The sequence below is a fragment of the Bacillus sp. CDB3 genome (genome assembly GCF_002081505.1).
In the GTDB taxonomy this organism is placed as follows: domain Bacteria; phylum Bacillota; class Bacilli; order Bacillales; family Bacillaceae_G; genus Bacillus_A; species Bacillus_A cereus_AT.
In genome coordinates, this window is sequence record NZ_ALBR01000101.1 from 90,073 (window position 1) to 110,816 (window position 20,744).

Sequence of the window (20,744 nt, forward strand, 5' to 3'; positions counted from 1 at the left end):
ATATGTCTAATAAATTGATGCTTACTTTTGCTTTAGTTGGAATTATAGTTGTATTTTCTGGTGGATTATTTTTGCCAATACCAATTGGATTTAAATTTTCAATGATTACAGTTGGAGTCATAATGATTGTTATGTTTTCAATCATTATTCCGTTTGATAGAAAACATATAGTACGAAAAAAAGGATATAAAATTGATTTTACAAAAACAAAAGTGTATTTTCGCTGGAATGTATTTGATACGATTTCGGCTTGTCTTGCAGTGTATGCATGCATATGCGTGCAAGTATTAAATATTTTAGTGTTAAGTGGTCATACAATACAAAACTCATATGTTCAATTTTTTACGCTTCAATCACAAGCGTGGATTATTGTCGCAAGTGTATATTTAATTTCCCGCATTTCGTTAACGTTAAAAGGAATAAAGGAGATCAAAAATCATGGCGCAGATTGGGATTGAGGAGGACCTCATGCTTGCGTACCAAAAGGGAGATAAGCAGGCTGGGGAAAAACTATACGTTTTAATTAAACCAGCGCTATACACATTTTTATATCGATTTAACCGAGATGAACAATTAAGTATCGATCTCGTGCAAGATACGTTTTTGACGTTAGAACGTAAGAAACATATGTATGAACCTGAAAAAGGCAAAATAAAAACGTATTTATTTCAAATTGGTTATCGTCTTATGATTAATAAATTAAATAGAAGAAAAAAGTGGCGTACGCTTTTGCCATTTTTAGTGCCGATTCAAGAAAAAGAATTTTCTCACGAAGATCGGCTCACAGTAAGAGAAGCAATTTTGAAAGTTCCTGAAGAACAGCGAGCTGTTCTTATTCTTTCTTATTATCATGATATGCAGCAAAAAGAGATTGCAGAGATATTAAACATTCCGATTGGAACAGTGAAGTCGAGACTTCATAACGGAATAAAGAAATTGAAACAATTGCTGGAGGTGGATGAAATTGAGCGAAAATCCCTTTAAGAGTGAATATAAATTACAGCAGCATTTAGATAGTGACCATGTAGAAATACCAGATTTTCCAAAAACGGTAAGTCGCTTCGATCGATTAATCGGATTTCTTGGTTCTCCAGCGAAAGATCCTGTGGAGGCGACGATTGGGAATGATTTATCGGTTGTGTTTCATGTATCGTTATTAGTTGGTGTTCCAATTCTTTCTCTTATTACGATACTCTTTGCGACGTTATAAAGGATTGTTAAGCAGAGAAACCCCACCTCTATTTGACATGCCTATATAAATGATGGTATAAAGAAAAGTATATGAATAATTGAGCGTGGAAAGGGAGAAGTAGTGATCATTTCCCTGTTTTAGAGAGCTGATGGCCGGTGAAAATCAGCACATAGATGATCGCGAATTACGCCCCTAGAGCATCTTTTTTCGATTGAATTGTATTCAAAAGGGAAAAGACGGTGCTAAGCCGTTATGTAAATAAGGTGGTAGGCTTTTTTTTGTCTGCAACTAGGGTGGTAACGCGATAATCAAAATCGTCCCTTATTTAAAGGGGCGATTTTTTTATGTTTTCAACCTTCACGCCAGTAATGAACTTAAAGGAGAGTATGTAGGATATGGGTATTTTACAAGATCTTGAATTTCGCGGTCTGATTAATCAGCAAACAGATGCTGAGGGCCTTGAGCAATTATTAGAAAAAGAAAGCGTTAAATTATACTGTGGTTTCGACCCGACAGCGGATAGCTTACACATCGGTCATATGTTACCAGTATTAATGTTACGTCGTTTCCAATTAGCTGGTCACCAACCAATCGCACTTGTTGGCGGTGGTACTGGTATGATCGGTGACCCAAGTGGTAAAAAAGCAGAGCGTACATTAAATACAAAAGATACAGTTGCTTACTACACAGAAAGCATTAAAAACCAACTTTCAAACTTCTTAGAGTTTGAAAACGTGGACAACCCAGCAACAATGGCTAACAACTATGACTGGCTTGGTAACTTAGATGTAATTACATTCTTACGCGATATCGGTAAAAACTTCGGTTTAAACTATATGTTAGCAAAAGATACAGTAGCATCTCGTTTAGAAACTGGGATTTCATTCACTGAGTTTAGTTACATGATTTTACAATCATACGACTTCTTAAACTTATACCAACAGCACAATTGCCGTCTTCAAATCGGTGGTAGTGACCAATGGGGTAACATTACAGCTGGTCTTGAATTAATCCGTAAATCAGAAGAAGATGCGAAAGCATTCGGTTTAACAATTCCACTTGTTACAAAATCTGACGGTACGAAGTTTGGTAAAACAGAAGGCGGCGCAATTTGGTTAGACCCAGAGAAAACAACTCCTTACGAGTTCTACCAATTCTGGATTAACACAGATGACCGCGACGTAGTTAAATACTTAAAATACTTCACATTCTTATCTCACGAAGAAATTCTTGAGCTTGAGAAGCAAGTAACGGAAGCGCCAGAAAAACGTGCAGCACAAAAAGCATTAGGTTCTGAAATGACAAAACTTGTTCACGGCGAAGAAGCGTTAGAGCAAGCAATTAAAATTTCAGCTGCACTATTCAGCGGTTCTGTAGCAGAACTGACTGCAAGCGAAATCGAACAAGGATTCAAAGACGTACCATCTGTAGAACGTACTGCAGAAGATACAGTATTAATCGACTTACTTGTAGAAAGCAAAATCTCTCCATCAAAACGTCAAGCACGTGAAGATGTAACGAACGGCGCAATCTACGTAAACGGTGAGCGTACACAAGCATTAGACTACGTTGTAACAGAAAACGACCGCATCGAAGGTAAATTCACAATCATTCGCCGCGGTAAAAAGAAATATTTCTTAATTCGTTACTAATCAGAAACGAATATATAACAAATAATACCCCGAATTGTAGGCTGAAAAGTTTATGATTCGGGGTTTTTATGTATGAATTTAGATTGTCTGATATTTTCTTGTAAATAGAATATGAAGAATTAATATGAGCATATAAAGTAAGCTAATTAACATAACGATAAATGCCGCGGGATAAAATTTTGCCGCATATATAAAGAAATCGATTTGATAAATATCGTCATAATGTGAAACGTACCCTTTAAAATAATTCGTAAACTTAGCGCTATATTTCCATTCATCGGGATAATCTATTAAATTACTCCCCTGATACCAACTCATAAGTGCGGAAGTAATAAACAGCATAAATGAACTGCCTAACTGAACCATTTGATTTATTGTCAAAATGAATCAACCTCCTATATTATGGATATTATAGCGTGCATTCATATTTCTGTAACCCTTTTGTTGTAATCTCCTTTTCGAGTTCATACGGAAATCACATGTAAGCGGTATGATAAACGTATAACAAATAGAAAGGAGTGGTAAAACGAAATGTCACTAGAAGCGCTCATTATTTTTTCTTTGCTAAATGCGGGTCAGCTTGCAGAGAACACGAAGGTTGATATACATAAAGAGCAGAAAGATGCTTATGTATATGTTCAAAAAGAGGAAAATAAATAATTTTATTTTATATATAAATGAAAAAAAGCCAATCTAGAGGATTGGCTTTTTTTCATTGCGTTGGAAATCCCTCTTTTTAAACATTAGCTAAAATTTAATCATAGCATGAAATGATAAGTGGTTCCAAATCTTTTAAATCATTAACATTATCAATGAAAATTCTACTTACTCCCTGTGATTTTGGGGCTTGCTCAACAACGAAATTAGGACATAGCTGTTTAGTAGCTTCTAAATCTAGTCTTACAACTAAGGATTTTGCATCTCCATCAAGGAAGAGACGTATAAACCATTTTGTGATTACACGATTCATGATGCAAAAATAACTAATGGTATCTTTATATTTAAGATCGCTAATGTCTCTTTGATTTTCAGTTAATATCCCTTTAACAATGTTAAAGGCAGTCAATTCATCCTCGGTAGTGAAAACTCTATCTGTTTTGTCTTCTTTGCTTATATCTTCAATTATTTCGGCGGAAGCGGCTGCAACTAGGCTTGTTTCTATTTTCTCCGATGTTTTTGTTTCTTTTGGTGTTAAACCATCACTGATTATTTCTAATAGTGTTCGATTAATTGCTTTTTTAACAATTGGTCGGAATCGCTCTAAAACGTTATTTGTAATTCTAGTTGAGCTAAAGTCTTTAATTAGAAAACGAAGGAAGTCATCTGAAGGATTTTTAAATAATTCTTTAATTGTAGAGTTTAAATTGGTCATATAAATAAGCTCTTCGGCATATTTTACAATTCCTTCAGCTTCAAAATTTTCTTTTGTAAAAGTTTCAATCGTTTCAATATCTACATTGGTTAAATTATCCATACTGAATGTGAAGAAAGGTTTTTCATCCATCACATTGTCATTTGTTAAATCAGTATAAAACTTGTATTCTACACCATTAGTTAGTACCCCTACTTTGACATCAGGTAAGGCATTGAAATACCTAGATAGTTGCGCATCGTGTTTAAGGAGATTTTCTGTTACAGATTTTGCCTCAATTAAAATAATTGGAACTCCATTTTTGAAAACCGCATAATCGACTTTTTCTCCCTTTTTAGTTCCAAAGTCTGCAATATACTCAGGTCTAACTTCTAAAGGGTTGAAAACGTCATAACCTAGCTTTTGAAGAAAAGGAATAATTAATGATTGCTTGGTCATTTCTTCATTAGTTATGTACTCTTTTCGTTCTAAAATTTGGTTAGCTATTTTATTTATGTCATTTCTGAATTCCATAGCAACGTCTCCTTGTTATAAAGTTTAAAATTCTTAATATCATTGTTATTCTGTGAAAATTCATAATATAACAGAAGTTCTGTATGAAAATAGGAAGGTTATTCTTTTTGTTTGAATTTGATTAAATAAAAAATATTTGTTTTAGATGGGAGTATAGAGTATTGGGATTTTTGTGTTACGTGGGATATAAAAAAATATGGTGAGAATTGAAAAAAGCCAATCCAGAGGATTGGCTTTTTGTCATTAACGAGAGTAGAACTCTACGATTAATGCTTCGTTGATTTCAGCTGCTAACTCAGAACGCTCAGCGTGACGAGTGTAAGTAGCTTCTAACTTATCAGCATCGAAAGTTAAGTATTCTGGTACGAAGTTGTTAACTTCGATCGCTTCTTTAACAACAACAAGGCTGTTAGATTTTTCGCGAACGCTGATAGTTTGACCAGGTTTTTACACGGTAAGATGGGATATCTACGCGAGATCCATCAACTGTGATGTGACCGTGGTTTACTAATTGGCGAGCTGCACGACGAGTGCGAGCTAAGCCCATACGGTAAACTAAGTTGTCAAGACGAGCTTCAAGAAGGATCATGAAGTTTTCGCCGTGCTTACCAGGCATTTTACCTGCTTGGTCAAATGTGCGACGGAATTGACGCTCAGTCATGCCGTACATGTGACGAAGTTTTTGTTTCTCTTGTAATTGTAAACCGTATTCTGAAAGTTTCTTACGTTGGTTAGGACCGTGAGGACCTGGTGCGTAAGGGCGTTTTTCTAATTCTTTTCCTGTGCCGCTTAGAGAGATTCCAAGACGACGAGACAGTTTCCAAGCTGGACCTGTATAACGAGCCATAGTTGACTCCTCCTTTAAAAATGTTTTTATTTACGTAAAATAAAAACAGACGTAATCGATATTTACGGGCATTTTGTTTTCATGTACCTTCGCTCCAGCAGCAGGGAGTTACGAGATACACCTCCGTAGAGGAACAAAATACAAACGATAAACTCACATTACAAGGCTGCCTTTTTATTTTACACAAACGCTATTATATCTTTTACCCAGAGTTTCGTCAAGCGACTCCCTTTTTGTTTTATGCATATAAATTTTGGAAATTAACAAGAAGGAATTTAAAACAATATAAAAGAAGAGATAGAAACAGAAATAAAACGCTTACATAAAATGTAGTAAAAACGTTCATCAATTTTTTGTTGATGAATATGCGGCAGTAAAAACATAAAGGGGATGTTTTTATGAAAAAGAAACATATAGAGACAGCACTAATTCATCATGGTTATGAATCAAATGAGAATAAAGGGAGTTTAACACCACCTTTATTTCAAACTTCTACATTTACGTTTGAGACAGCACAGCAAGGAGAAGCGAGTTTTGCGGGAGAAGATCCATCTTATATTTATTCAAGGCTTGGGAATCCAACTGTGAAGTTATTTGAAGAACGTATGGCTGTTTTAGAAGGTGGAGAGGAAGCGCTGGCGTTCGGTTCAGGTATGGCAGCCATTTCAGCAACTTTAATTGGCTTTCTAAAGGCTGGAGATCATATTATTTGTTCAAATGGATTATATGGATGTACTTACGGTTTTTTAGAAGTGTTAGAAGAGAAATTTATGATTACGCATTCGTTTTGTGATATGGAAACAGAGGCTGATATTGAAAATAAAATCCGCCCAAATACAAAGCTCATTTTCGTTGAAACACCAATTAATCCAACGATGAAATTAATTGATTTAGAAAAGGTGATCGGGGTAGCGAAGCGAAATGACTTGCTTGTTATTGTCGATAATACGTTTTGTTCACCTTATTTACAAAGACCTCTTGAGCTCGGTTGTGACGCCGTCGTTCACAGTGCGACAAAATATATTGGTGGTCACGGGGATGTTGTAGCGGGTGTAACGATTTGTAGAACGAAAGCGTTAGCTGACAAAATTCGTCCGATGCGAAAAGATATCGGCGGTATTATGGCGCCATTTGATGCGTGGTTATTGTTACGCGGATTAAAAACATTAGCAGTAAGAATGGATCGTCATTGTGATAATGCGGAAAAAATTGTATCGTTTTTGAAAAATCATGAAGCGGTAGAAGGTGTTTGGTACCCGGAAGGGGAATTAGCATCCCGGCAAATGAAACGAGGCGGGGGCGTTATTTCTTTTTCAATTAAAGGCGGAAAAGAGGAAACACAGTCGTTTATCAATGACCTACATTTTATTACAATTGCTGTAAGTTTAGGTGATACAGAAACATTAATTCAGCATCCAGCAACGATGACACATGCTGCTATTCCAGCTGAACTAAGAAAAGAAATGGGTATTTTCGATAATTTAATTCGTTTATCTGTCGGTTTAGAATCATGGGAAGATATCGTTTCTGATTTAGAGCAAGCGTTAAAGAAAATATCTACTGTTAATCAATAAAAAAGAGTGAGTTATCGGTTTCGTACATGACGTACTAAATCGACAACTCGCTCTTTTCTTTTTTTAAATATGTTTTAGGAGTGTTTCCACAAACTTTTCTAAATAGTGCTGATCTACTTCGTCAAAACGATTTTTTTCAGGACTATCAATATCAAGTACACCGATGACATTTCCGTCTTTTAGAATCGGTACAACGATTTCTGAATTAGAAGCACTATCGCAAGCGATATGTCCTGGGAATTGATGGACGTCCGCCACAAGCTGCGTTGTTTTCGTTTCAGCTGCTGCGCCGCAAACGCCTCGTCCAAATGGAATGCGCACGCAAGCAGGCATTCCTTGGAATGGTCCAAGAACAAGCTGATTTCCTTCTGTTACATAAAAGCCAACCCAATTAACGCGATCTAAAAATTGGTTTAATAGTGCGGACGCATTTGATAAGTTTGCGACTACGTTTGGTTCGCCAGTTAATAATGCATCCAGTTGTTTAATTACGGTCTCATATTGCTCTTCACGAGATCCTGCATAACTTTCTTTTGTAAACATGGAAACAACTCCCTTTTTAGCGAGATATGTAAAATGATAGCAAAATACGATGTATTTCACATGACTTTGTCGATAGAAAATTAAAGGAATTTGTCTTAAAAGTCAAGAAATTTAAACTATAGCTGTTCAGTGAGGGGAAGTGAGCGCATGAAGCAGACGAAACAAAAGGTAATTGATGCGGCAATATCGTTGTTTAATACGAAAGGTTATAACGGGACATCGGTGCGAGACATTGCAAAGCGAGCGGATGTGAATGTAGCGAATATTTCATATTATTTTGCTGGAAAGCAAGGGTTATTAGAACAGCTGATTACTGATTTTTTAGAAGGATATATTCATGTAATTGAAACGTCATTTGAACAGAGAGAATATTTATCGGCTAAAGATGTGATGGTGCAAATGGTGCGCGGGATTTTACGATATCAATTTGATAATAGAGAACTGACACGTTTTTTTTATAGAGAGCTTTCGCTTGATACGACATTAATTCGTGAAGTGATGACCGTTTATTTTTCTAGAGAAAGATATTATATAGAGCAAATCATTAAACAGGGACAAATGAAACAAGAGTTTAAAAAGGTATCTTTTACAATGTTTATGACGCAATTAAAAGGCATGATAAATATGCCGTTTTTATATCCGCAATATATATCAGAAGTGTTGCATTCTTTTCCGTCCGAGACATTTTTCCTAGAAATGTACACGAAAGAAATTGAGCAATGGATGGAACAAACATTATATAAAGCGAATATGTACTATGAATGGCCGAGAGCTGTTCATATGTGAAAAATCCCCACCTAACGAACTGAGGTGGGGATTTTTATGTCTTGTTTTCTTTGGCATAAATTGTTGCATAATAGCGCAATAATTGTTAATGAGGCGCCGGCAATTTCAATTTTGTCGACTGTGTAACCTCGAAAGATAGAACCGATAAGTGCAAGTATAGGAACTAAATTCATAAATAATATGCCGTTAATAGATGAAATATATCGATTTCCTGTGTTCCAGCAAAATACAGCTATAACGCCGGCGATAATCGACATATAAAAGAGCTCAAAACGAACGCTCATAACTGTAGATAATGATGGTACATTAACGACGTTTGTGTAAGTTAAGAAAGTGACAATAATGATGAGTGAAATTGAGCCGAATAAACAAGTTAACGTCGTATATCGAAGTGGTGACCAAGATTGAAAACGAGCACCGCCGTTCGTGTAAATTACCCAGCAAGTAACGCCGCATAACATAAATATATTTGTTGATAAGTGGCTTGCTGCTCCAAATAATAAATGAATATTTCCTTTTGAAATGACAAGCATAACACCGAGTAATGCAACGAACATACAAAGAAATGTGTAATTTTGTGGGCGTTTGTTTTTTGTTATCCACTGCAATAATAAAGCGATGAGTGGCATAAGAGACTGAATCATCGCGGCATGGATGGCCCCAGAAGGCCCGGCAAGCTGTTGACCATAAAAAATTAGAAAGCCATACCCAGCGAAACCGACTGTTCCGTAAAAGAATAACGAAAGTGTTCGTTTTTCTAAGCGGAGAGAATTTTTTCCTTCAGTGATTAATAGCAAAGTAAGAAAAATAATAGCTGCTGATCCGTATCGGATAGTTGTGAAGAAGAATGGGTCGATAAATTGCAAGGCATTTGCCATTACAGGAAACATAAATCCCCAAGCTGTTACAGCAAGTAAGCATAGAAGGGATCCGAGTAGCATTTGTTTTTTTGCCAAGAGTATCATTCTCCTTTTTATTTCGTTATAGTAAGTTGATGAAATAAGTATAAAGAGTAATTCGTTGTAGAAGGAAATATCGATTTTTTATGACAGTTATAACTTTTGGTTAGAGGTGTGTATGATGGATTTGGAGGCAGTACGATCGTTTATTGAAGTAAAGCATACGCGAAGTTTATCAAAAGCGAGTAAGCTTTTACATATTTCACAACCAGCGCTTAGTAAACAAATTCAAAGATTAGAAGCGGATTTAGAGATTACCCTACTCAAGCGTTCTGCTCAAGGAGTAGAATTAACAAAGGCTGGAGAATTATTTATAGAAAGAATGTTACCGATTTTGGAACAAATAAGTGAAGTGAAAACGGAAATGAAGGGATATCAAGAGAAGCAGAAAATTTCAATAGGTATATTGCCGAGTTTAGCGGCTCATTACATATCAAAGTGTAAAGACTTATTAGCCGATACATATGAAATAGAATGGCAAATTGAGCATACGAAAGTATTAATGGAATTATTTAAAGCGCGAAAAATTGAAGCGATGTTTATTGATTCAGTAATAGAAGGCGCTACGTATATAAAAGAAATACGGGAAGAAAAAATCGTTTGTGCCGTTTCAAATGATCATCCGTATAAAGAGAAAACGGTAATCCGAATAGAAGAGTTGCAAAATGAAAAGTTAATCGTATATCCAGAAATATGTGATGTAAGGAAAATGATTATGAATGTGTTTCAATGTATGGGTACGAAACCGATAATTGCAGTTGAAACATCTTATGCAGAACCGATGATTGCGCTGGTAGGAGCTGGACTGGGTATAACATTGCTTCCGGAAACAGCTGTACAGCAAGCGGTAATGCAAGGTAACGTGCGTGCGATTTCTGTAGAACCACCACTAATGCGAAAGATTTATTTCGTATCTCATCTGAAAGAGTGCTCTTTATTGCATTCATTTGAGGCTGAAGAATAAAAAAAGCGGAATGTTAAGAAAGATTACAAGTGCATTTAAAGAAACATGAAATTTTAAAAAAAACTAGGTCAAAAACACGTCATTACATGGTATGATTAGTACATTGTTAGTTGTTAAATATAGGGGAATTCCCTTTTTATACATAATGCCTTCCATTTCATAAACGGAACGGACAAAAAAAGAGATATAACTAGGAGGCTTTTTTGCATGGATTCTATCCTGACGATCGTTATCATTGTAGTAAGCTCTATTCTAGTGCTGCTCATGATAGAGCTTGTGATAAGAAATCGTTCATATAAAGATATTGAAGCACTGGAGCAGTGGAAACAAGAAATAAAAGATAAACCTGTGGCAGATGAACTAAAGCGGGTAAAAGATTTAAATATGACAGGTCAAACAGAAGAACTGTTTGGTAAATGGCGTGAAGAGTGGGATGAAATTGTATCAACAACTCTTCCAAAAGCTGAAAAAGATTTAGGGCAAGCGCGAAAATTCGCCTCGCAATTCTCCTTCCGCAAAGCAAAGCATGCGATGAACGAATCCATAAGTGGTTTAGATGACGCTGATAATCGTATTACAGATATTTTAAATGAATTACAGCAACTGTTAGAAAGCCATGAGAAAAATAGCTCGGAAATTGAAGGGTTACGTGATACATATCGTAGTATGAAAAAGAGCGTTCTTGCTCATCGACACATGTATGGAGCAGCTGAGCAAAAAATCGAAGAGATGTTAGACGTTGAATCAGAGAAGTTCAAAACTTTTGAAGAGGCGACAGATAATGGTGATTATTTAAAAGCGAGAGAAATTGTTATTAGTTTAGAAGAAGGTTTAGCAAGTTTAGAAATCATCATTCATCAAATTCCAGATTTATTAGTAGAGTGTCAAGCGACATTACCAGTTCAGCTGGAAGACTTATTACAAGGTCATGATGATATGATAAGACAAGGCTATGTATTAGAGTATTTGGAAATTCCTAAAGAAGTCCGCGATATGACGACACAACTACACACATGTTTAATGGATATACAGGAGCTTCATATAACGGAAGCGGCAGAAAAAGTAGAGAACTTAAAAACTCGTTTAGATAGTTTTTATGATCAACTTGAACAAGAAGTGCATGCGAAACATTATGTGGAGCAAAAAACACTTTCTGTTTATGAAGATTTAGAAGAAATTCGCACTGAAACAATTGAAACGAAAACAGAAACACAACTTGTAAAACAAAGTTATCAATTACAAGACAAAGACATTGAGTCGCAAAAAGTAATTGAAAAGCAAATGCATATTTTAATGAAACGTTTTGAAGTGTTGCAAATACGCGTTGCTGAACAAGATATCGCATTCTCTATTATTCGTGAGGAACTAGAAGAGGTTTATGAGCAATGTGAAACTTTAAAAGTACTTCATGCAGAATATAAAGAAATGCTGCAGACGATGCGTAAAGAAGAATTTGAAGCGCGTGAGAAATTACAAGAAATGCGAAATACAATTTTAGAAACGAAACGCTTTATGCAAAAGTCGAATTTGCCAGGTCTTCCAGAGAGCATTATGGAAGATTTACAAAGAGGACAAATGGCAATGCAAGCTGTATATGATCAATTAGAAATAAAGCCGTTAAATATGAATGCTGTAAATAGCAGTTTAGAAGAGGCGTACACAACTGTTAATGGTGTATCTGAAATGACGGAAGAGTTAATTGGACAAGCATATTTAGTTGAAAAATTAATTCAATACGGTAATCGTTACCGCAGTCATGATGAGAATCTTGCAGAAAGCTTAGATTATGCGGAGAAATTATTCCGTGAATATCAATACGATGCAGCTTTAGAACAAGCGGCTTCTGTACTAGAGCAACTTGAACCTGGCGTTGTTCAAAAAATAGCTGAATATGTAGACAATGAACAAACCCTTTAATAAAGGGTTTGTTTTCAGAGTGTTGGGAAACCCTTTAGGGTTCCCAACACTCTGAAATCTTTTTGATTTTAGCAAATGAAAACAACATAAAATAATAGAATTTAGAAAAATAGCCCTCCACCAGACCCTTTTTGGTCAGATGGAGGGCTATTTTTTTCATATTTTGACAAGCTGAGGTGAGATAAGCCTGCATTTGGACAGACTTCAGCCCCCGAAACCGAGCATATCGATAGCCATGGAGTTCTTTGGCGTCCGCAAAGCTTCGCTCTATAGTTGAACAGCGTACTTTATACAACTTTTTCCCTGTAACTGTTAGCTTGTTTTTTCTAGCGATATCTTTATATTTCTCCCATACATGATGAGTGATAACTTTTGTTTCTGTTTCTTTGAAAAGCACACCTCACGTAGCGGACAAACAGCGCAGTCTTCTGGATTCGATTTATATTGACGATATCCTTCGCGATCCGTTGTCGCATACTCTAAAATACATCCCATCGGACAAGCAAATGCATTCATTTCTTCTACATATTTAAATTGGCTTTTCGGTACTTCTTTATTTCGCTTTCCAAATCGGCGATACCCCATCACCATAAATATATTTCTTTCTGATAATTTCTTACAGATATAACCTGTAAAATAGCCTGCATCAAGAGCTACAGCTTCCACCTTAAATCCGAATTTATTAATTTGAGCTTGTAGACGTGCTAAATACGGCTCGGAATCTGCCATATTTCCAGCCGTTATATAGGTATCTGTAATGATATTGTACTTCGCATCAGTTGTACGATGATCTAAGAAATGAAAACCGTTCGGTTTTCCATCTCTCATTAAAAATCCACTATCTGGATCCGTAGTGCTTATACGAGTTTTTTTAGTAGGGGTATCACTTTCCTTTCTAGGTTTTAATTCTTTTTTCCGTGTACCTCACGATCTTCGATTACCGCAGCTTCTAGTTCATCTATATAAAACTTTGCCTTTTCTTTTTTATATTTATGTACAAATTTATTTTTATTAGCATTGGCCTTAATATGTGTAGAATCTGTCATCAGTGCACGTCCTCCCACCATCCGGTTCTCCGTCGCTTGCCTCACAATCTCATCAAAAATTTCTTCGAAAATATTTGTATGAATAAAACGGGTACGGCGATTCCAACTGATTGTAGAATGATCTGGAATAGTATCTGATAGAGAAAACCCTAAAAACCAACGGTAGGCGATATTCGTTTTAATCTCCTTTTCCAATTGACGCTCAGAACGAATACCATAAAAATATCCAATAAACATCATTTTGAATAAAACGATAGGATGGATTGACGGACGTCCATTGTTTTCACAGTAATAAGGGCGTAACTTCTCCTCAATAAAATCAAAACGAATTGTCGCTTCAATCGCACGAAGGAAATGATCTTGTGGAACTAACTCTTCTACAGAAACAGATACACGTTCATCGCGATGATTTTTTAAAGCACCCATCATAAGAAATCTCTCCTTTTCCTCTTTTTTATCAGTGTTGACACATAAAAAGAGGTTCAGACACAAAAACAGGCTGTGGAGAAGACTTTCTCCACAGCCTGTGAACAAACCCTTTAATAAAGGGTTTGTTTTTTTGTGTAATTTTGGAGGCGATGTTGCTATAATGAATAGCGGAATACAGTAAGGTTATTCGTTTTAAAATATAACGGAACCTTTGAGTAGTTTTAGCGTAATTACACGTATTTATGATATGATTATACGATGTGACAGCGCTGAAAGGGGAAGAACGATGATCTATTTTGATAATAGTGCGACGACAAAGCCATATCCAGAAGCTCTTCAATCGTATGTAACGGTTGCAGGGAAATATTTTGGAAATCCTTCTTCTATTCATTCGCTTGGAGGAGAGGCAGAGCGTCTATTAACACAATCGAGAACGATTGCAGCACAGCTCCTTCACGTTAAACCTTCTGAAATTATTTTCACATCGGGTGGAACGGAAGGGAATAACCTTGCGATTAAAGGAATAGCGATGAGGAATCGTTCGCGCGGTAAACATATCATTACAACAAATATTGAACACGCGTCTGTGTTTGAGGCATATAAACAATTAGAAGATCTCGGTTTTGATGTAACATATTTACCGGTTAACGAGCACGGTGTTGTATCGGTAGAGGATGTAAAACGAGCGCTTCGTGAAGATACGATTCTTGTGTCAATTATTCACGTGAACAACGAGACTGGAGCGATTCAGCCTGTTGCTGAAATTGGAACATTATTATCGAACTATCCGAAAATAAGATTCCACGTGGACCATGTGCAAGGGATAGGAAAAGTACCGCTTGATTTATACGCTTCTCATATTGACCTTTGTTCAATATCTGGGCATAAATTTCATAGCGTAAAGGGGACAGGTCTTCTTTACGTACGTGATGGTGTAAGGCTAGATCCAATCTTATCAGGTGGTCAACAAGAGCTTAAGTATCGTTCAGGAACAGAAAACTTACCTGGTATTGTAGCGATGGTAAAAGCACTTCGTATGACGATGGAGCAAGTGAAAGAAAAGGTAGTTCATTTGCAAAATTTACAAGCAGAGCTTGTCCGTGTCTTTAAAGAGATGGAAGATGTAACGATTAATACGTCACTTGAATATGCGGCACCGCACATTTTAAATGTATCATTTGTTGGTTTAAAACCAGAAGTGGTCGTTCATGCTTTAGAAGAGCATGGCGTATATGTATCGACGAAGTCTGCTTGTTCTTCAAAAGCAAATGAAGTGAGCCGAGTACTAGTGTCAATGGGAATACCGCATGCCGCAGCTGCAAGCGCAATCCGCATTAGTCTAGCACCGGAAAACACGATGGAAGAAGTAAAACAATTTGAAGGTATTGTTAAAGAGACAATGCCAAAATTATATGAAGTGATGAGGTAAAGAAATATGATGACATATGAATATATTTTAGTTCGTTACGGAGAGATGACGACAAAAGGTAAGAACCGTTCTAAATTTGTAAGCACATTAAAAGATAACGTGAAGTTCAAACTGAAAAAATTCCCAAATATTAAAATCGATGCAACACATGATCGTATGTACATCCAATTAAATGGTGAAGATCATGAAGCAATTTCTGAAAGATTGAAAGATGTATTCGGTATTCATAAGTTTAACTTAGCGATGAAAGTACCATCAGAATTAGAAGATATTAAAAAAGGTGCATTAGCAGCTTTCTTACAAGTAAAAGGCGATGTGAAAACATTTAAAATTACAGTGCACCGTTCTGATAAACGATTCCCAATGAAGACGATGGAATTACTTCCAGAAATCGGTGGGCACATTTTAGAAAATACAGAGGATATCACAGTAGATGTTCATAATCCAGATGTGAATGTACGTGTAGAAATTCGCAGTGGTTACAGCTATATTATGTGTGGTGAGCACATGGGAGCTGGCGGTTTACCAGTTGGCGTTGGCGGAAAAGTAATGGTACTTCTTTCTGGTGGTATCGATAGCCCGGTAGCAACTTACTTAACGATGAAACGCGGCGTATCTGTGGAAGCAGTTCACTTCCATAGCCCACCTTTCACAAGTGAGCGCGCGAAACAAAAAGTAATCGATTTAGCACAAGAGTTAACGAAATACTGTAAACGCGTAACACTTCACCTTGTTCCATTTACTGAAGTGCAAAAAACGATTAATAAAGAAATTCCATCTAGCTATTCTATGACGGTTATGCGTCGTATGATGATGCGTATTACAGAGCGTATCGCAGAGGAGCGTAACGCACTTGCGATTACAACTGGTGAAAGTCTTGGACAAGTAGCGAGCCAAACGTTAGATAGTATGCATACGATTAATGAAGTAACAAACTATCCTGTTATTCGTCCGCTTATTACGATGGATAAATTAGAGATTATTAAAATTGCAGAAGAAATCGGAACGTACGATATTTCAATTCGTCCATATGAAGATTGCTGTACAGTATTCACACCAGCAAGCCCATCGACGAAACCGAAGCGTGAGAAAGCAAATCGTTTTGAAGCGAAGTACGATTTCGCGCCGTTAATCGAAGAGGCTGTAGCGAACAAAGAAACAATGGTATTACAAACAGTAGAAGTAGTGGCGGAAGAAGAAAAATTCGAAGAACTTTTCTAAACCCATAAATTACCACATTCAAATGTGTATGAAGTCATGTTGTTTATCACACTCTATACTCACAAGGAGGTGATACAACATGGCAAGCACAAATAAATTAGCAGTGTCTGGTGCTCAAGCAGCATTAGATCAAATGAAATACGAAATCGCTCAAGAGTTTGGTGTTCAACTTGGAGCTGATGCAACATCTCGCGCTAACGGTTCTGTTGGTGGCGAAATCACTAAACGTCTAGTTTCACTAGCTGAGCAACAATTAGGCGGTTACCAAAAATAATCCCATATACGATGGCTTAGAAAGAGCGGGTTCTCCCGCTCTTTCTTTTTTTGTCATTATTTATCGATAAATCGATATAAAATTATTCAACGGTTCGACATAAATATAAAAAAATTGTCAAAAGAAGAGGGTTCAAAATTTACTGAAAATTCTTTATTATATAAGAGAGGCATAGAAATAAAGGAGGATGTTTATGAAGAGAGAGGAATTGTTGGCGCCGCCGTCTTATAACTTAGTTTCGGAAATAGAGAAATATACGAATGATAAAGAGAAGCTTGCTTTAATTTGGCAAGATGATAAAGGGAATAGACGAGAGATTACATATTTTGAATTAATGCAAGGTGCGAATAGAATTGGAAACGCTTTTATAAAAAGTGGCTTACAAAAAGGGGACAAGCTCCTTATTATGATGCCGCGCTTAATTGAAGCTTACATGACGTATATTGCTGCGATTAAAGCAGGATTTGTCGTTATTCCAAGCTCAGAAATGTTGCGTAAAAAAGATATTGAGTATCGTATTGGGCACGGAGAAGTAAAGGCTATCGTAAGTTACGAACCGTATATTGGACAATTTGACGGCGTAGAAGCGGTGGAATCTCTTCAAAAATTCGTCTTGAGCGAGCGTTCAGTAGATGGTTGGACGAATTTAAAAACAGCATTAGAAACAGAAAGTGACATGTTAGAAATGGCGAAGACAGATAAAGAAGATATGGTCTTTTTATCTTACACGTCAGGGACGACAGGAAATCCGAAAGGTGTCGTTCATACGCATGCGTGGGCATACGCTCATTTACGTACGAGTGCCCCAAATTGGCTCGGAATTGAAGAGAATGATGTTGTATGGGCAACAGCTAGTCCTGGCTGGCAAAAGTGGATTTGGAGCCCGTTTGTAGCGACTCTCGGTTCAGGTGCAACTGGATTTGTATACCATGGTAAATTTGAACCGAAAACGTATTTGAGTTTATTAGGCGATAATAAGGTGAATGTGCTTTGTTGTACGCCGACTGAGTATAGATTAATGGCAAAGGTAGAAAACTTAAATGAGTATAATTTAGAAGCGTTACATAGCGCTGTATCAGCTGGTGAGCCGTTAAACAGAGAAGTCATTGAAACGTTCCAAAGGCATTTTGATATTACGGTAAGAGACGGTTATGGGCAAACGGAAAACACATTGCTCGTTGGGATAATGAAAGGAATGGACATTAGACCAGGATCAATGGGAAAACCAACGCCAGGCAACCACGTTGATATCGTAAATGAGGATGGCGTTCCCGTACAGGTAGGAGAAGTTGGTGATATTGCAGTTCACATTGAAACACCAGCACTCTTTAAGCAATATTATAAAGATGATGAGCGCACAGCGATGCAATTCCGTGGTGATTATTATATTACCGGTGATAAGGCGAAAAAAGATGAAGACGGCTATTTCTGGTTTGAAGGACGCGGAGATGATATCATTATTAGCTCTGGTTATACAATCGGGCCGTTTGAAGTAGAAGATGCACTCGTAAAACATCCTTACGTAAGAGAATGTGCGGTTGTTGCAAGTCCAGATGAAATTCGTGGAAGTGTCGTGAAGGCATTTATCGTATTAAGAGAGAATATAGAAAAGAACGAAGAAACATTAATTCCAGTGCTCCAACAACACGTCAAAGAACTGACTGCACCATATAAATACCCTCGAAAAATTGAATTTGTAGATGAACTACCAAAAACGATTTCTGGAAAAATTCGCCGTATTGAACTTAGAAAACAAGAGATGGAACTACCTTCAAAATAATTTTGAAAATAGTGAAGTAAATAGTTGAATGAAATGTTACATGTATGATATTATAAAAACGAACATAAGTTCGATTTTTTATAAATTGAAAAAAGAGGTGTCCGTATGATTTTAGGTATTAATCCGTACTTAGTTTTAGATGGTAGTGGGCAAGAAGCTGTACAGTTTTATAAAGAGGCGTTAGATGCAAAAGTAGAAGTAATGCAAACTTTTGGTGATATGCCTGAAAATCCAGAATACCCGATTCCAGCTGAAGCGAAAGAGCGCGTTGCACATGCTACTTTAAAAGTTGGTAATACGGAACTTATGATTTCTGATACATTCCCAGGTCAAGGGCATGCGATCGGATCTCAAGTAACAATCGCAATTCAAATTAGTAATGCAGAAAAAGCAAAAGAAGTATTCGATAAGTTACAAGAAGGTGGAGAAGTTATTATGCCACTTCAAGAAACTTTCTGGAGCCCAGCATACGGACAAGTAAAAGATAAATTTAGCATTGAATGGCAAATTACAACGAATCCTACTGAACAAAAGTAATTTTTAGAAAAGCACCATGTTTTGAAATGGTGCTTTTTTTTATACAATAAAAATAAAGGAGATGGGATATATGGGAGAAATTTGGTATGGCGGTACCATTTACACGATGAGAGAAGAAAATGAAAAAGTGGATGCTATTTACGTTGAAAACGGTAGAATCGCTGATATTGGGAGTAAGGAAGAGTTAGAAAGCCGATATTCAGAAGTGAAGTTATATGACCTAAAAGGGAAAACGATGATTCCAGGGCTGGTTGATAGCCATATGCACCTTATTGGCCATGGGGAGAGGTTACTTCGTCTAGATTTATCAAATTGCAAATCTTATAGCGAAGTGCTTACCCTTGTTCAGAAGCGAGTAGAAGAAGCGCCAAAAGGCTCTTGGATTATCGGAGAAGGATGGAATGAAAATAATTTTACAGATACAAAACAAGTTCATGTACGTGATTTAGATGAAATCTCTAAAGAGCATCCGATTTTATTAAAGCGCGTTTGTCGTCACGTGACATGGGTGAATTCATACATATTGGAACAAGCGAAAATAACAGAAGCGGTGCAAGACCCGAAAGGCGGAAAAATTGGCCGGGACTCATTAAATAAATTAACAGGGCTTTTATATGAACAAGGACAAGAGTTAATTAAACATGTCCAACCTGAAATAGATGGAGCGTATTTGCAAAGAGCGTTGCAAACAGCGATATCAGACTGCTGGCAATATGGATTAGTTGGTGGACATACGGAAGACTTAAATTATTATGGTGGCTTAAAAAAAACGTACAATGCGTTTTCATATGTAATAAACGAAATGCCATTTAAAGCACATTTGCTCGTTCATCATGAAGTAGCGAATGAGCGAAAGGAATATGAAAATGAGCACTATATTGAATTTGGAGCGATGAAAATTTTTTCTGATGGATCTTTTGGCGGAAGAACAGCTTTATTAAGTGAACCGTATGAAGATGCGAAGGAAACAAATGGAGTTGCGATTTTTTCACGTGAAGAGCTTGCAGGTTTAGTGAAGAAAGCACGAGACTTACATATGCCAGTTGCTATTCATACAATTGGTGATTTATCTCTTGAATATGTCATTGATGCGCTTGAGTTATATCCACCAGCAGAAGGATTACGTGACCGTATTATTCATTGTCAGCTAGCTCGTGAAGAGTTGATTGAAAGAATGGAACACTTGCCAGCTATTATTGATATTCAACCGGTCTTTGTGTCATCAGATTTTCCATCAGTCATTGAAAAACTAGGAGAACATCGTCTTCGTTACGCGTACGCTTGGAAGACATTGCTGGACGCAGGACTACATTGTAACGGGGGATCTGATGCTCCAATTGAACAAGTGAATCCGTTTTTAGGTATATATAGTGCGGTTACACGTAGAAGCTTTATTGATGGTGTATGCTATATGCCAGAAGAAAGATTAACGGTATATGAGGCTGTTTCTTTATTTACAACAGGAAGTGCGTATGCAATTGGAAAAGAAGTAAAGCGAGGACGAATTACAAAAGGATATGAAGCAGACTTTACGATATTAGACCGCGATGTTTTTGAAATTGAGGCGGAAGAAATAAAAGAAGTACAGGCAGAAATGACCGTCATTGATGGGAAGATTGTTTATAGAAAAGACGTCTAAAAGTTTGAAGGAGCGGTTCCGAAAATACATTTTGGTGCTGTTTCCTCTTTTTAGATAGGTTGATGATGTA

At 36.8% G+C, this 20,744-nt stretch carries 19 protein-coding genes, 2 pseudogenes and 1 other annotated feature; of the genes and pseudogenes, 15 read left to right on the top strand and 6 right to left on the bottom strand.

Features of this window, described 5'->3' with window-relative positions; translation table 11 throughout:
• Window positions 1-2 precede the first annotated feature (2 nt).
• The 4 genes from CDB3_RS27305 to tyrS all read left to right on the top strand — a co-directional run bounded on the left by CDB3_RS27305 (window position 3) and on the right by tyrS (window position 2,844).
• Entirely contained in the window at window positions 3-458 is a 456-nt protein-coding gene (locus CDB3_RS27305; RefSeq protein WP_128856635.1) for a hypothetical protein, read from the top strand.
• Window positions 439-984, top strand: a complete 546-nt coding sequence (locus tag CDB3_RS27310; RefSeq protein WP_128856636.1) for an RNA polymerase sigma factor — start codon at window positions 439-441, stop codon at window positions 982-984. Before CDB3_RS27305 ends, CDB3_RS27310 begins: the two co-directional genes overlap by 20 nt.
• Window positions 965-1,210 (top strand): hypothetical protein, encoded by a 246-nt coding sequence (locus CDB3_RS27315; RefSeq protein WP_016130335.1) that lies wholly within the window; start codon window positions 965-967, stop codon window positions 1,208-1,210. The genes CDB3_RS27310 and CDB3_RS27315 overlap by 20 nt, the downstream gene beginning before the upstream one ends.
• A 77-nt stretch (window positions 1,211-1,287) precedes the next feature.
• Window positions 1,288-1,517, top strand: a binding site (T-box leader).
• A gap of 70 nt (window positions 1,518-1,587) precedes the next feature.
• Window positions 1,588-2,844 (top strand): tyrosine--tRNA ligase, encoded by a 1,257-nt coding sequence (tyrS, locus tag CDB3_RS27320; protein ID WP_070145127.1) that lies wholly within the window; start codon window positions 1,588-1,590, stop codon window positions 2,842-2,844.
• 78 nt (window positions 2,845-2,922) lie between these two features.
• On the opposite strand, the gene CDB3_RS27325 is transcribed toward tyrS, so the two are convergent.
• The gene (locus CDB3_RS27325; protein ID WP_128856637.1) at window positions 2,923-3,225 is read right to left on the bottom strand and encodes a YjdJ family protein; all 303 of its coding nucleotides are present in this window, start codon (window positions 3,223-3,225) and stop codon (window positions 2,923-2,925) included.
• A gap of 150 nt (window positions 3,226-3,375) precedes the next feature.
• Here CDB3_RS27325 and CDB3_RS27330 point away from each other — a divergent pair, with 150 nt between their 5' ends.
• Entirely contained in the window at window positions 3,376-3,504 is a 129-nt protein-coding gene (locus CDB3_RS27330) for a hypothetical protein (RefSeq protein WP_002112286.1), read from the top strand.
• A gap of 94 nt (window positions 3,505-3,598) precedes the next feature.
• Here the strand turns inward: CDB3_RS27330 and CDB3_RS27335 are convergent, their stop codons facing one another.
• Together CDB3_RS27335 and rpsD are read right to left on the bottom strand one after the other, a co-directional pair.
• Complete coding sequence (locus tag CDB3_RS27335) at window positions 3,599-4,729, bottom strand: type I restriction endonuclease (RefSeq protein WP_128856638.1); 1,131 nt, start codon at window positions 4,727-4,729, stop codon at window positions 3,599-3,601.
• A 243-nt stretch (window positions 4,730-4,972) separates the two neighbouring features.
• Window positions 4,973-5,576 (bottom strand): annotated as a pseudogene (gene rpsD / locus CDB3_RS27340) (30S ribosomal protein S4).
• A 398-nt stretch (window positions 5,577-5,974) separates the two neighbouring features.
• Between rpsD and megL the strand changes: the two are divergent.
• Window positions 5,975-7,150 carry a methionine gamma-lyase gene (gene megL / locus CDB3_RS27345; RefSeq protein WP_128856639.1) on the top strand — a complete coding sequence of 392 codons (1,176 nt, stop codon included), beginning with the start codon at window positions 5,975-5,977 and terminating at the stop codon, window positions 7,148-7,150.
• Between the two features lie 63 nt (window positions 7,151-7,213).
• Here the strand turns inward: megL and CDB3_RS27350 are convergent, their stop codons facing one another.
• Window positions 7,214-7,693, bottom strand: coding sequence for a GAF domain-containing protein (locus CDB3_RS27350; protein ID WP_097833085.1), 480 nt, complete (start codon window positions 7,691-7,693; stop codon window positions 7,214-7,216).
• A gap of 147 nt (window positions 7,694-7,840) precedes the next feature.
• On the opposite strand from CDB3_RS27350, the gene refZ reads away from it, so the two are divergent.
• Window positions 7,841-8,479 (top strand): forespore capture DNA-binding protein RefZ, encoded by a 639-nt coding sequence (refZ, locus tag CDB3_RS27355; protein ID WP_128856640.1) that lies wholly within the window; start codon window positions 7,841-7,843, stop codon window positions 8,477-8,479.
• Between the two features lie 11 nt (window positions 8,480-8,490).
• Here the strand turns inward: refZ and CDB3_RS27360 are convergent, their stop codons facing one another.
• Complete coding sequence (locus tag CDB3_RS27360) at window positions 8,491-9,435, bottom strand: DMT family transporter (protein WP_128856641.1); 945 nt, start codon at window positions 9,433-9,435, stop codon at window positions 8,491-8,493.
• Window positions 9,436-9,556: 121 nt separating this feature from the next.
• Here CDB3_RS27360 and CDB3_RS27365 point away from each other — a divergent pair, with 121 nt between their 5' ends.
• Window positions 9,557-10,402, top strand: coding sequence for a LysR family transcriptional regulator (locus CDB3_RS27365; RefSeq protein WP_128856642.1), 846 nt, complete (start codon window positions 9,557-9,559; stop codon window positions 10,400-10,402).
• A gap of 207 nt (window positions 10,403-10,609) precedes the next feature.
• The gene (gene ezrA / locus CDB3_RS27370) at window positions 10,610-12,319 is read left to right on the top strand and encodes a septation ring formation regulator EzrA (protein WP_128856643.1); all 1,710 of its coding nucleotides are present in this window, start codon (window positions 10,610-10,612) and stop codon (window positions 12,317-12,319) included.
• A 34-nt stretch (window positions 12,320-12,353) separates the two neighbouring features.
• Here the strand turns inward: ezrA and CDB3_RS27375 are convergent.
• Window positions 12,354-13,794: pseudogene (locus CDB3_RS27375) on the bottom strand (IS1182 family transposase).
• A 286-nt stretch (window positions 13,795-14,080) separates the two neighbouring features.
• On the opposite strand from CDB3_RS27375, the gene CDB3_RS27385 reads away from it, so the two are divergent.
• The 6 genes from CDB3_RS27385 to CDB3_RS27410 all read left to right on the top strand — a co-directional run bounded on the left by CDB3_RS27385 (window position 14,081) and on the right by CDB3_RS27410 (window position 20,674).
• Window positions 14,081-15,223 carry a cysteine desulfurase family protein gene (locus tag CDB3_RS27385; RefSeq protein WP_071748326.1) on the top strand — a complete coding sequence of 381 codons (1,143 nt, stop codon included), beginning with the start codon at window positions 14,081-14,083 and terminating at the stop codon, window positions 15,221-15,223.
• 6 nt (window positions 15,224-15,229) lie between these two features.
• Complete coding sequence (gene thiI / locus CDB3_RS27390; RefSeq protein WP_128856645.1) at window positions 15,230-16,444, top strand: tRNA uracil 4-sulfurtransferase ThiI; 1,215 nt, start codon at window positions 15,230-15,232, stop codon at window positions 16,442-16,444.
• A 79-nt stretch (window positions 16,445-16,523) separates the two neighbouring features.
• Window positions 16,524-16,718, top strand: coding sequence for an alpha/beta-type small acid-soluble spore protein (locus tag CDB3_RS27395; protein WP_000168891.1), 195 nt, complete (start codon window positions 16,524-16,526; stop codon window positions 16,716-16,718).
• Between the two features lie 193 nt (window positions 16,719-16,911).
• On the top strand, window positions 16,912-18,498 hold the full coding sequence (gene mbcS, locus CDB3_RS27400; protein ID WP_128856646.1) for an acyl-CoA synthetase MbcS: 1,587 nt from the start codon (window positions 16,912-16,914) through the stop codon (window positions 18,496-18,498).
• Between the two features lie 105 nt (window positions 18,499-18,603).
• Complete coding sequence (locus tag CDB3_RS27405; RefSeq protein ID WP_071748323.1) at window positions 18,604-19,035, top strand: VOC family protein; 432 nt, start codon at window positions 18,604-18,606, stop codon at window positions 19,033-19,035.
• Window positions 19,036-19,105: 70 nt separating this feature from the next.
• A complete protein-coding gene (locus CDB3_RS27410; protein WP_128856647.1) occupies window positions 19,106-20,674 on the top strand; it encodes an amidohydrolase in 1,569 nt (522 codons plus the stop codon).
• The last annotated feature ends 70 nt before the right edge of the window (window positions 20,675-20,744 follow it).